The sequence below is a fragment of the Neobacillus novalis NBRC 102450 genome (assembly GCF_001591805.1).
GTDB lineage: Bacteria > Bacillota > Bacilli > Bacillales > Cytobacillaceae > Neobacillus > Neobacillus novalis.
Window position 1 is genome coordinate 204,242 of sequence record NZ_BCVP01000012.1, and the last position, 12,618, is coordinate 216,859.

The 12,618-nt window shown below is 38.9% G+C and carries 16 protein-coding genes; 3 read left to right on the forward strand and 13 right to left on the reverse strand.

Features of this window, described 5'->3' with window-relative positions:
* Positions 1-107: 107 nt before the first annotated feature.
* The 12 genes from BANVL01_RS11335 to BANVL01_RS11390 all read right to left on the reverse strand — a co-directional run bounded on the left by BANVL01_RS11335 (position 108) and on the right by BANVL01_RS11390 (position 10,657).
* Entirely contained in the window at positions 108-689 is a 582-nt protein-coding gene (locus tag BANVL01_RS11335; RefSeq protein WP_066089341.1) for a lysophospholipid acyltransferase family protein, read from the reverse strand.
* On the reverse strand, positions 686-1,366 hold the full coding sequence (gene cmk / locus BANVL01_RS11340) for a (d)CMP kinase (protein ID WP_066089345.1): 681 nt from the start codon (positions 1,364-1,366) through the stop codon (positions 686-688). The genes BANVL01_RS11335 and cmk overlap by 4 nt, the downstream gene beginning before the upstream one ends.
* 115 nt (positions 1,367-1,481) lie before the next feature.
* On the reverse strand, positions 1,482-1,661 hold the full coding sequence (locus BANVL01_RS11345; RefSeq protein WP_066089348.1) for a YpfB family protein: 180 nt from the start codon (positions 1,659-1,661) through the stop codon (positions 1,482-1,484).
* Between the two features lie 113 nt (positions 1,662-1,774).
* On the reverse strand, positions 1,775-3,124 hold the full coding sequence (gene ypeB, locus BANVL01_RS11350) for a germination protein YpeB (protein ID WP_066089351.1): 1,350 nt from the start codon (positions 3,122-3,124) through the stop codon (positions 1,775-1,777).
* 14 nt (positions 3,125-3,138) lie between these two features.
* On the reverse strand, positions 3,139-4,020 hold the full coding sequence (gene sleB, locus BANVL01_RS11355; protein WP_066089354.1) for a spore cortex-lytic enzyme: 882 nt from the start codon (positions 4,018-4,020) through the stop codon (positions 3,139-3,141).
* A 101-nt stretch (positions 4,021-4,121) separates the two neighbouring features.
* On the reverse strand, positions 4,122-4,811 hold the full coding sequence (gene prsW, locus BANVL01_RS11360) for a glutamic-type intramembrane protease PrsW (RefSeq protein ID WP_066089357.1): 690 nt from the start codon (positions 4,809-4,811) through the stop codon (positions 4,122-4,124).
* Between the two features lie 102 nt (positions 4,812-4,913).
* Complete coding sequence (locus tag BANVL01_RS11365; protein ID WP_066089359.1) at positions 4,914-5,870, reverse strand: asparaginase; 957 nt, start codon at positions 5,868-5,870, stop codon at positions 4,914-4,916.
* Between the two features lie 6 nt (positions 5,871-5,876).
* The gene (locus BANVL01_RS11370) at positions 5,877-6,848 is read right to left on the reverse strand and encodes a YpdA family putative bacillithiol disulfide reductase (protein WP_066089362.1); all 972 of its coding nucleotides are present in this window, start codon (positions 6,846-6,848) and stop codon (positions 5,877-5,879) included.
* Positions 6,849-6,931: 83 nt separating this feature from the next.
* The gene (locus BANVL01_RS11375; RefSeq protein WP_066089365.1) at positions 6,932-8,209 is read right to left on the reverse strand and encodes a Glu/Leu/Phe/Val family dehydrogenase; all 1,278 of its coding nucleotides are present in this window, start codon (positions 8,207-8,209) and stop codon (positions 6,932-6,934) included.
* Between the two features lie 247 nt (positions 8,210-8,456).
* Entirely contained in the window at positions 8,457-9,038 is a 582-nt protein-coding gene (locus tag BANVL01_RS11380) for a genetic competence negative regulator (RefSeq protein ID WP_066089368.1), read from the reverse strand.
* A gap of 77 nt (positions 9,039-9,115) precedes the next feature.
* Entirely contained in the window at positions 9,116-9,895 is a 780-nt protein-coding gene (locus tag BANVL01_RS11385; protein WP_066089371.1) for a metallophosphoesterase, read from the reverse strand.
* A gap of 129 nt (positions 9,896-10,024) precedes the next feature.
* A complete protein-coding gene (locus tag BANVL01_RS11390) occupies positions 10,025-10,657 on the reverse strand; it encodes a CBS domain-containing protein (protein ID WP_066089375.1) in 633 nt (210 codons plus the stop codon).
* Positions 10,658-10,803: 146 nt separating this feature from the next.
* On the opposite strand from BANVL01_RS11390, the gene BANVL01_RS11395 reads away from it, so the two are divergent.
* From BANVL01_RS11395 to BANVL01_RS11405, 3 genes are all read left to right on the forward strand, one after another.
* Positions 10,804-11,034: a spore coat associated protein CotJA gene (locus BANVL01_RS11395; RefSeq protein WP_066089378.1), complete on the forward strand. Its 231-nt coding sequence runs from the start codon at positions 10,804-10,806 to the stop codon at positions 11,032-11,034.
* Positions 11,031-11,291 (forward strand): spore coat protein CotJB, encoded by a 261-nt coding sequence (locus BANVL01_RS11400; RefSeq protein WP_066089381.1) that lies wholly within the window; start codon positions 11,031-11,033, stop codon positions 11,289-11,291. Before BANVL01_RS11395 ends, BANVL01_RS11400 begins: the two co-directional genes overlap by 4 nt.
* A 174-nt stretch (positions 11,292-11,465) precedes the next feature.
* A complete protein-coding gene (locus BANVL01_RS11405; RefSeq protein WP_066089385.1) occupies positions 11,466-12,035 on the forward strand; it encodes a manganese catalase family protein in 570 nt (189 codons plus the stop codon).
* 27 nt (positions 12,036-12,062) lie between these two features.
* Here the strand turns inward: BANVL01_RS11405 and BANVL01_RS11410 are convergent, their stop codons facing one another.
* Positions 12,063-12,518, reverse strand: a complete 456-nt coding sequence (locus BANVL01_RS11410) for a DUF2663 family protein (protein ID WP_066089388.1) — start codon at positions 12,516-12,518, stop codon at positions 12,063-12,065.
* Positions 12,519-12,618: the final 100 nt, after the last annotated feature.

A 12,618-nucleotide genomic window follows, 5' to 3' on the forward strand; every position in this document is an offset into this window, starting at 1 on the left:
AGCCAAGAGCCTTCACCACATATAAAAAACATAGTTAAAAAAAGAATATTCGAAAAAAGTCCCTTTTTAATAACTTCTTACAAATAGGCTCTTTTGTCAAGCAGAACCTATTGATACTCTTTTATTAGTTTTGCAATTTCAGACATAATTAATTCTGTAACCTGTTCCGCGGATGCCTTGGTACTTCTCATTTCTTCCATTGCTATAGGTTTTCCGTATACTACCCTTAACTTATGTAAGGCTTTATACGGACCGATAACAGCACAAGGAACCACCAACGCCTCTGTTCGTAATGCGAAAAATCCTGCTCCTGAAAGTCCTTTACCTAACTCCCCGGTCTTACTTCTTGTCCCTTCCGGAAAAAGTCCGAAAACGTGGCCATCTTTTAAAACTTTCAATCCTGATCTAAGTGCCTCACGATCCCCAAATCCCCTTTTTACTGGGAAAGCATTACATTTTCTAACGATTCCGCCCAACACTGGGATCCGAAAAATCTCTTCCTTCGCCATATAGTGAACAGGCCGAGGTGCCATAATTCCCACAATTATCGGATCAAAATTATTGATATGATTGGAACAAAGAAGAACTCCACCGTCTTTTGGGAAATTTTCAACGCCAATTGCCTCAACTCTGTACCATGGTTTAAAAATCCCATAAACAACCGATTTTGCAAACCCGTAAAACGTCACCCTAATCCAATCCTTTCGTGCACAATTGCCATTATTTTTTCTACAACATCAGGAATGGTTAAAGAGGTTGTATCGATTTCAATTGCATCATCGGCCTTTTTCAAAGGAGCTATCTCTCTCTCTGAATCGATTTTATCTCTTTGTGCAATTTCTTCTTTTAATTTATTTAGGTCGGACGGGAAGCCCTTTTGTACATTTTCAGAATGACGGCGGACGGCTCTTTCCTCAACACTGGCAAGTAAAAAGATTTTTACTTCTGCACCTGGCAGGACATGCGTTCCGATATCACGTCCATCCATTACAACACCGCCTTCTGTGGCAAATGCTTGCTGCCTTCGGACCATTTCTTTACGAATCAACAGATGCTTTGCGACATACGAAACAGAATTGGTTACTTTTGAAGAACGAATCTCATTTGTTACATCCTTATTATCAAGATATACTAATTGACCATTATCAGAGGGCAGTAATTTAATTTCAGTCGATAATAATGTATCAAATAATGAAGCTTCTTCTTCCAGATTAAGCCCATTAACGATTGCTTTATATGTTAATGCCCGGTACATTGCGCCCGTATCGATATAAATGTAGGAAAGCTTTTCCGCGATAATTTTTGCTACTGTGCTCTTTCCGGCCGCAGCAGGGCCGTCAATTGCGATTGATAATTTCTTTTCCATAAATCCTCCTAAATACAATTATGATTGTCTCCTTTGTTGTCTTCTATATATTTTACCATAAGATATCAAAAAGCTTCTTTTTTTAATTCAAAAAAATAAAGCAGAATCACCTGCTTTATTTTCTCTGAAAAGTTTGGAGAATTTCTGTAAAAGTATTTTCATTGACTCCTTCATATTTAGTCAATTGTTTTATTTGCGGGAGAATATCCAGTTGATGAAAAATTAGCTGCGCTAAAAATAGAAAAATAAATTGGATGATAACAACCTTGATTAAAAGACTTTCAATCCGTTTCATAGCATTCACTCCAACATCAATATATCCATATTATTGGGGCCATTGATTTTTTTTATTCCTCACATGAAATGTAATGGCGAAGAAATAGAAAAAGGAAAAGCAGCAGCTTTTCCTTACAGAACATCTTCATATATTGCCTCGGCATTTTTCAGTTTTTCAACCTCTTCTTCAATGCCGTTAGTGGCATTTATAAAGATTCGGTAGGTGTCATTTCCAATTGTACCAAGGAATTCGTAACAGAGTACTTCCTCATTAAGATCATTAACAATATATGCTTGCCGGTCCTCCATTACTTTAAATTTCGGATTTACCTTGGTGCGAGCCTGCTCAACAGAAAGGGCGGGTTTTTCAATTTTTCTAGTTTGTAATGATTTTAAGTACTCTTCCGCAGACAGGCCGACAATATCGCCATTATCTAGTGCAACTTTCACTTTTACTGCCTCTGGATAGATTCTAATCCCGTTAATATTCGTGACAAAGTTGAAAACACCGATATTATCATATTGCATACTTTCAAATACCTCTAAATTTTTAAAACCATTTTCTTTTAGGAAAGCCGCCGCCTTGTTGTCAGCTTCATTTAGACTCAGAACTTGTTTTTTGATATCGCGGTTATTAATAAACCAAATCGGATGGCCAGCCTTTTTGGTAATATCCATGCTAGCTTCTTGAGCAGTTTGTTTATTTTTTATTGATACACTATAAAAACCGTAATCAGCACCTTTTCCATTTTCGGTCACTTTTACCTCCGCATTACCATCAAACTTCATATAATTTTTAGCAATCTTGATTGCTTCTTGGCGAGAAATAGTTTTTCCTTTAATCTTTTTAAAATTTTCATCCTTCTTTTGCATGTTAGCAAATGTTGGCCCCTGGTCGGATTCTTCATACCCGGTAACCGTTTTTTCAACCGTTTTGAAGCCGTCAATGATGGTATTGTCGGTTGACTCTTTTCCTGATGCAAGTGCAAGCTCAACATCCATCCAGCGCAGATTATTTTTCAGAACCATATGCTGCACATTTCTAAGCTCGCCTTGGATATCACCTGACTGTTTATAAAGAGTTTGTAAGGTGCTATACTCATGCTCCGATAAAGGTTCCTTTTCCAAATCCCTGACAGCCGTTCGATAACTGAAGTTTCCAATATTCGCGAGAAATTCTTCAGTCTTGTTAAATGGTAATAATGTTAATGGCAGCTGCCCAACATCACCATGTGCCTGCGAGGTTAGTCTCCACACCTCAACTAATGATGGAGATAACGAATGTCTGGAGTTCATGGCAAGCGTTGTTCCAATTTTATCGTGTAATAAATCCATTCGGTAGGAAAGATTATGAAACGCCCGTTGATAATTGTTTTCTGCATTTAATAGAACAGCGTTTTTCTCCTGATGTTCTTGGTAGCCCCAAAAGGCTGTTCCCGCGACACCCGCTGCTAGAATACCAATTAATATGCCTCTAATCAATTCTATTCACCTCTCTACTTGCAAAAAATATGCTGCCCAATTCGTTTTATTTGCGGTCTTCCCCATATCCACCCGCTAGTGGCTGTATCTGGATTAAAATAATAAAGGGCCGCGCCAGTTGGATCCCAGCCATTTATCGCATCCAAAACCGCTTTCTTTGAAGTTTCATTTGGTGTCAGGTAAATTTGCCCATCAGCTACAGCAGTGAACGCTCCCGGCTCAAAGATGACACCAGAAACTGTGTTCGGAAACGATGCACTATTCACTCGGTTCAAGATAACAGCTGCAACAGCCACTTGACCGATATATGGTTCACCTCTTGATTCCCCGTGAACAGCATTCGCCATTAGACGGATATCATTTTGTGAATAGCCATTTGGAACGTTAGCCGCAGTTGGTTTTTTCGGCGCTGCTTGCTTCTCAGGTGCTTTTGCGGCTGGTGCTTTGGCCGCAGGTGCTTTAGCTGCTGGCGCTTTGGCGGCCGGTGCTTTGTTACCGGGTGCACTTTGCTTGCTTTGGTCAACACCACCGTAATGGGTAAATTTTTTCCCGGAATTGATTTGCTTTTTTACAAACTGCTCGTTGTATTTGCTGGCTTTGGTCAATTTTGCCTTTGTTGTTGTCCCAGCCAATCCATCAATTGGCAGCCCAAATTCATATTGGAAGTTCCTTAACGCCCAATACGTACTCCAACCAAAAACTCCATCAATTTTCCCATTATAGTAGCCAATATATTGGAGTCTGGATTGCAGTTCAATGACATCGTCGCCAACAGCCCCTTTTTGGATTACCTGTTTGGAAAATGCATGAACCTGATTATTTTCCAAACAGGATAATGGCACTGTAAGAAAAAAAGTTAAGATGAAGAATTTTTTTAGGATTTTTTTCTTTAACATAGAATAATAACCCCCATTGTAAATCTTTTTAGCAGTAACCCTATTTTTTGTTAGATTGGTGTTTTTATTCCAAGAAAGTAAATAAATCAAAAAACCCTTCATCAGGATTGAAGGGTTTTTTGGACGGGATATTGTTTTTTAAAATGATTGGCGCTCAATATTTTCGCTTTTTTCACCTTTCGTAAGCCAAACCACCAAAGGAAAATCATAAATGGAAAAATAATAAATACCCAGTGTTCAAGTGACATCAAGATAAAATCATAGGATCCATGCAGAAGAAATGGCAAAAGCAGCGAGAGGATGACCCATTTAGCTTTATGCCCTTCGGTAAACTTTGCTTTTCCAATATAAAAGCCCATAATAACTCCAAACATGGCATGACTTGAAACAGGTAATAACGCACGCGACATCGCATGCTCAATCCCATTTGCCAGTAAATAAAAGATATTTTCAATCGTAGCAAAACCAAGGGAAACGGCCACTCCATAGACAATGCCATCAAATGGTTCATCGAACTCAACATGCTGGTATATAGCATAAAACAGGATGAACCATTTAAAAAATTCTTCTAGAAGACTTGAGCTAAGAAAAGCATCGATAAGATGAGATTTAACCAAATGCTCTGATTCAAGGACATGCTGGATAAACATGATTGGAAACACCAATAAAGCTCCGTATAAAAAGGTTCGAAGAACAAAGGAAACTGGCTCTGGCTCATATTCATCTTTTAAATAAAAATAACTCAGTAAGGCCAGACCGGGGGCAACTCCGGCTGATAAAATTCCCAGCATGATGAACCTCTTTTCAAATCGATTTTCTTCATCGTATCATGTATCCAAAATAAATTAAATAAAAGATTCCTTCCACATTGGTAACTCAAAAATTCTATTTAGTTAAAAATGAATATGCTTTAAGCCGCTGGCAATCGCGACAGCTAATTTGATTCGTGCCTTTTTAGAGTCATTGTCGCTGCCAAGGATTACCCCTTTGTTATAAAGATCATAGGCACTGCCATCATAATCATAGGTTGTGTACACAGAACCCTCTTCTGCACTTGTGGTGATGACCAGTTTAATCCCTGCCTCAATTGCCTTTTCGATTTCTTCCATCATCATTGGAGCCACCTGACCACGTCCCACACCTTCGAGGACAATCCCGCCTACACCTGCCTCCCGGGCAGCTTTAATAAATTTTCCATCTGCCCCAATGTAACACTTGATGATTTCGACTTGTGGAATTGGTGATTGAATGTCAAAAAATTCTCTTTTAATTGGTTTCTGAAAAATATCGACCTGATCATTGTCAATAATACCGAGATAGCCAAAGCCAAACACGTTAAATCCTTGAATATTAGAAGCATGTTCTTTTTTCACATACCTTGCCGCAAATATTCGTTCATTAAAAACGACGACGGCTCCGGCATCATGTAAATCGCTTGAACATGCCGCATAAATAGCGTGCCGTAAATTAATATAGACGTCGCTTCCCAAATCCTCTGGGGAGCGCTGTGATCCTGTAACAACCACTGGCCTGTGGTCATTGATCGTTAAATCAAGAAAATAGGCTGTTTCCTCCATAGTATCTGTTCCGTGAGTGACCACAACACCGGAAACCGAATTATCCTTAAAATAGGCCTCAATTTTATTTTTTAGGACAACCAGATCTTCAAAAGTAATATGAATACTTGCTTTTTGGAAGACAGATTCTACAATCACTTCCATGTCTTTCGGTAAATTACACATCGCCGCCAGTTCTTCACCCGTTAACGCACCGGAAGCTAATTTACCTGAATCCTTATTTGGTTTGCTCGCTATTGTACCGCCTGTTGTTAATAAAACAACCTTTTTCATTAGCTATCACCCTTTGGCTTCTTTGTCTATAATGGAGCGGGCAATTTGTCCGCCATGGAACCTGCCATTTTCTATAAAAATTTCATTTGCATTATTACCTGCTGCAAGGACACCCGCGATATAGATACCATCTATATTCGTTTCCATCGTTTCCGGATTAAAAAGCGGTCTTCCTGATTCCGAATCAATCTTCACACCCATTGTTTTTAAAAATGGATGGTCTGGATGATAGCCTATCATCGCAAACACAAAATCATTTGTTATCGCCTTATCTTCTCCATCCTTACTGTAAATGACCTGATTCTCAGTTATTTCTTTCACGTTAGCATTAAATTCCATTAAAATCGTGCCAGCACGGACTAAGGCTTCGAATTCAGGCAGAATCCAAGGTTTGATGCTGGGGGAATATTCTTTTCCGCGATACAAAACAGTAACGCGTGCCCCCGCCTTCACAAGCTCTAGAGCGGCATCAACACTTGAGTTTTTCCCGCCAATGACACAGACATCTTTATCAAAATAAGGATGCGCCTCTTTGAAATAATGAAAAACCTTTGGCAGGTCCTCACCTGGCACATTCAAATAATTCGGGTGATCATAATAACCTGTTGCGATAACCACATAACGAGCACAATAGGTATGTTTATTCGTATCGATTTGAAATAAATCATCCAGCTTAGATACTTTTGTGACTCGTTCAAAAGCGTTAATACGCAGCTGTTTTCGTTTAGCTACCTCTCGATAATAGACGAGAGCCTGGTTTCTTTTAGGCTTATAGCTATCTGTAATAAATGGTACTTCTCCAATTTCTAACTTTTCACTTGTACTAAAAAATGTTTGATGTGTCGGATAATGATAAATTGAATTTACCAGATTACCTTTTTCAATTATTAATGGCCTTTTCCCCATTTCTTGTAATGAAATTGCCGCTGCTAATCCACAGGGCCCTCCTCCAACAATGATGATATCTTCTATTTGCATAATCATTACGCTCCTTAAAAAACAATCAAAAAACTCCTATCGTCTATGATAGGAGTTTTTTTGCGATATTTCAATGTATTAACTTAAATCCAGCCTCTAAAACGGCTCGCCTCAGCCATTTTTCTTACACCGACCATATAGGCGGCTAAGCGCATATCGACACGGCGTGTTTGGGCTGTGTCATAAATATTTTTGAAAGATTTAACCAATATTTTTTCAAGCTTTTCTTCTACTTCTTCCTCAGACCAATAGTACCCTTGGTTATTTTGTACCCATTCAAAATAAGAAACAGTTACACCACCAGCTGATGCCAGTACATCAGGTACAAGTAAAATGCCGCGCTCTGTTAAAATCTCTGTTGCTTCTAATGTCGTTGGACCATTTGCGGCTTCAACTACGATTGTCGCACGAATGTTATGAGCATTTTCGGCTGTAATTTGATTTTCAATGGCAGCAGGAACAAGGATATCACAATCGAGTTCAAGCAGTTCTTTGTTTGTAATCGTGTTATTAAACAATTTAGTGACTGTTCCAAAGCTGTCACGTCTATCTAATAGATAATCAATATCTAAACCGTTTGGATCGTACAACGCACCGTAGGCATCAGAAATACCAATAACCTTTGCCCCGGCATCATGCATGAACTTGGACAAAAAGCTGCCCGCATTACCGAAACCTTGAACAACAACCCTTGCACCCTCAATTTGAATGCCCTTCTTTTTAGCTGCTTCGCGGATACAGATTGTTACCCCTTTTGCTGTTGCCGATTCGCGCCCATGCGAACCGCCAAGTACAAGCGGTTTACCAGTAATAAATCCTGGAGAATTGAATTCATCGATTCGGCTATATTCATCCATCATCCAAGCCATAATTTGTGAATTTGTAAAAACGTCTGGTGCAGGAATATCTTTCGTTGGCCCGACAATTTGGCTGATTGCCCTTACATATCCACGGCTTAATCTTTCAAGCTCCCTAAAGGACATGTCACGCGGATCACAAATGATACCGCCCTTACCACCGCCATATGGAAGATCTACAATTCCGCATTTTAAGCTCATCCAAATGGAAAGTGCCTTCACTTCTGTTTCAGTCACACCCGGATGAAAACGAATTCCACCTTTTGTCGGTCCTACTGCATCATTATGCTGTGCACGGTATCCCGTAAATATTTTTGTCGATCCGTCATCCATTTTAACTGGAATTTTTACTGTCATCATACGTAACGGCTCTTTCAAGAGCTCGTATACTTCTTCAGGATAACCTAACTTCTCAAGCGCTTTATGAATAACTGTTTGTGTTGATTTCAACACATCATTCTTTTCCACTTGATTAGTCTTTTCTGTACCATTTTCGGCTACCATTTGTAATCCTCCTAAGAAATCACTTTTACGAATGTTGTCCGCTTTCAGTCACAAGTATACACGTTTAATTGATTTATGCAAGAAGAAAAACACACATTTCACTATTTTAAAGCGCGGATATGTAAACGCTGCCATCATTATTCAAACAGGAATTTTAAAGCAGCATTGCCAGTTCGAATTCTTCTTTTCTCAATAAACAAAAAGGGGCGGCGGACCCCTTCGGAAAAATATTTATCCCGGGTAACGCTTATTTAAAATACTGTAGAATGGTTTCCACCGCTTTATTTTTTATAATTGCTTTACCGTATTCAGCTAACACGATCGGGCTTAGAATGGAGGGGTTGCCGTATTCCGATAAGATACAGGCCGCCTTATCTTTATTTACAGTTTCTGTTTTATCCATCAAAAGGTAATAGTGATTACGCATGGAAAAGAGGCTTCCGCCAAATTGATCTACCGAGGACAGTCTTTTTGAAAGACTAATAATATCCTCAAATTCTTCAAATTCATACAAGAGATCCTCACAGCCTTCAAGCCTTACCTGCATTTCAATAAAACCATCATATAACAACTCTTCATCATCTTTTACTTCATCAACTGTAATAATCAAAATCATACCTTGGGCCTGAAGGGAAAATATTTCAACTGCAACAGAACCCTGTATGTCAACATCAAATTCTTCACTCGCCTCTTCGAGCATATCATGAAAGAGCTGATTCCATTTGCTTGAATCCTTCCAAATATCATCTTTGGAAAGTCCCCTTTCAAACAAATCATCAGAAGTTAAAAAAATTTTTATTTTATTGGCCGTTAAGCGTTCTAAGCGCATGCTTTTGCCCCCTGCCGTGACATAAACTTGTTTTCAGTGTATGCCTTAGGGTTCTATTGGTGAATTGTCTACAACAATCATACCAAGTCCTTACCTTTTCTTAGCGTAATTAGATGGGTTTCTGCAGGTGCTCCTAACCTTAAAGGAAGGGACGTTGTTCCATAGCCATTACTAATTAACAGAATCGTATTCCTGAGTTTTTTTATGCTGCCTCGCTTTTGGGGACTATACCCGAAGATATGTATTTGTCCTCCATGCGTATGTCCGGATAACACGAGTCGAATTTCTTGTTCGGGATGAACTTTTCTTGTGATGCTTGGATAGTGGCTTGCTAAAATTTTGAAGCTCGCAGCTTCCGCATCTAATAGTGCCAAATCAAGCCGATCCCGGTTCTGATTCAAGTCATCCACTCCGAGTAAGGATAACTTCTCGCCCTGTTCTGATTCAAAGGTAACGGCTGTATTATCTAATACCTTTATACCAGTCTCGAGAAGGATGGCATCCAATTGATGATAATCAACTTCATAATCGTTATTTCCCCAAACAAAGTAAACGGGGCCAATTTGCTTTAATTTCAACAGGTTGGCTTTAACACGTTCAAAGGGTACACCCTTTTCCATGAGATCCCCTCCGATGACGACAAAATCAGCCTTCCCCTTAACACCATTAATAATCTTGTCTGAAATGGTCCGTCTATGAATGTCCGAAATAAAAAAGAGTGAAACACTACCAAATGTGTCTGGAAAGTCAGAAAAAAATAATTCGTGTTCTGATACATCGTTTAAAAATGCTTCTCGGAGCATATATAAGAGTAGGCTTCCGCCAATTATAAACAGGACAACAATAAGAACAACCATTTTCTCTTTTCCCCATTTCCTTACTTAAAGTTGTACGGAAATCATACCATAACAATACTTAAACTAAAAAACAAAATCCCTCCCATACAATGTATGAGAGGGATTTTAAATATTCCCCAATTCGTTTAATTAGTCCTCATCAATACTTAAGATACGGAAACCATGTTCTTCAAGCTTCTTGGAAAACTTATCAATATTATCCTTCTTTTCAATCTTCATAACGATTCTTCGTACGAGTTTATCTGTTTCATCGAAAGTAACAAGTGAAATAATGTGCTCATGAAAGTGATGGGCAATTTCCGAAAGACGGGCAATCCTGCCTTCTGTCTCAACAGATGTAAACGCAATTCTCACTCCCGGGCGATTTACCCCAAATGCACTTTCAAACGAACTTAGAACATCAGATCGTGTTACTACTCCAAGAAAATTCCGCTTGTTGTCGACCACAGCTAACAATGGGAAATCTTTCAATTCGAGAAGTGTTTTCTCAAATACTTCTCCACCCGCTAAAAACTGTTCTTGATGTGTGGCAATATCTTTAACATAAGTTGAGTTTAAATATTCGTCCTTGGTTTTGTTAGATAGAAAATAGCTTTCATAAATGGTATACCTTGTTGCAACCCCTAAATATTTATCGCCGCTTAAAACAGGAATTCCATCAATTTGATACTTTTCTAACATTTCTAAAACTTCATTTAGCGTTATACCTCCCTGTGCCGTATAACACTCATGCTTTGGTATCATCATATTTTTTACGAACAATTCCCATCACCTCAAAGTATTAATCCTTCCCTCTTAATTATACTTCGACAACCAATGGAAAAACCCTTTAATATATTAAACTTTTATGTCATGTAACAAGAAATATTTCATATTATTAATTGATGTTGAATAAAGGGAGGGCTACCATGAATACTCATCAAAAAACCTATCATCCTTACGCCAGTCCATTTGACCCTTGCAAACCATTAACTGAAAAAACTTATTCCACCCCACCTCATTTATATATGGGATTTCAACCACCGAATCTTCCACAATTTACACCTGCTGAAGCACTCCGAGCGGGCACGCTTTGGAAGGATTTCTATGACCCTTATTTTAACTCTTTTGAAAGGGCTAAGGGAGGGCCACAAACATGAAACAGGTACCCGCAGAGTACTATCAATTAATGGAACAGCTTCAAACTGTTGACTTTGTCCTAGTCGAGTTAACATTATATTTAGATACACATAATGACGACATAGAGGCAATTAACCAATTTAATCATTATGTCAAAGAAAGAAAACATTTAAAAAAAGCATTTGAAAGCCAATTTGGTCCGTTATTGCAATTTGGTAATAGCTATTCCGGTTATCCATGGAATTGGGATGACACACCTTGGCCATGGCAAGTTTAAAAGCGGAAGCGCCCGGTTAGCGGCGTATGGACTGGAGCGCTTCGACTGAGATAAAGGAAACACGAAGAGCGGAGCGATTCGATGTTGACTTATCGTAGGGAGAAGAGCGAAGTCCACTAGCCGCTGGGCGCTGGAGCTGGACAGTAATCAAAGTAAAAAAGGAGGTATGTATTAATGTGGATCTATGAAAAGAAGCTCCAATATCCGGTTCGTGTCAGCACGTGCAATCCAACACTGGCAAAATATTTAATTGAGCAATACGGCGGGGCTGATGGTGAACTTGCAGCGGCCTTACGCTATTTAAATCAAAGATATACCATTCCTGATAAAGTTATTGGCCTTCTGACAGATATCGGAACAGAGGAATTTGCCCACCTTGAAATGATTGCCACAATGGTTTATAAATTAACGAAAGATGCCACTCCAGAGCAAATGAAAGCGGCTGGACTTGGTGATCATTATGCTAACCATGATGGCGCTCTTTTTTATCAAAATGCAGCAGGCGTGCCTTGGACTGCCTCCTATATTGCTGCAAAAGGCGACCCGATTGCTGATTTATATGAAGATATAGCGGCAGAAGAGAAGGCCAGGGCCACTTATCAATGGCTCATTAATCTTAGTGACGACCCAGATATAAATGACAGCCTTCGTTTCTTGCGTGAGCGAGAAATCATTCATGCACAGCGGTTCCGTGAAGCCGTTGAAATCTTAAAAGAAGAAAGAGATAGGCAGACGATTTTTTAGAAATAAGAAGCAGTTTAAGTCTGCTTCTTATTTTTTTTCGTGATAAAGGTTGATGTCGTATTGTTTTTTCATGATTTCAAAAACAATATGGCGGTTTTTCCATTCTTCCTCCCTCTTCCATAAATCCTTACTGCGGTCGACGATTTCACAGCGCAATTCTTGGAATTCCTTTTCCTTTTTCTCCTTTTGTTGTCTCAAAAGATTCATAGCCCCAAACCCAATAATCGTCATACTTAACAACAAAACATTAATGGAATCATTTAAAGCAGCCGATAACATCGCTAAAAAAGAATAAGAATAATGCTCAGCAATAGTAAAATTGAAATAAACAAAGAAAAAGAAGGCCAATAAGAGTGTTCCATATACCGAAAAATAATGCCATTTTTTCGTGTCTTCAAACTTTTTCTTCCTTTTTCTCACATTTTCTAACATTTGCTTTGTTGCTTGATCAGTATTCTCAAGTAATTGGATTGGAGAATCCATTTTATCACCCTCCATTTCTTAAGCTCCGCCCCTTTTCCATATATTCATATGAACTTGTCCTGTACAATATGTTTCTAAAACAAAAAACCGATCTAAGATC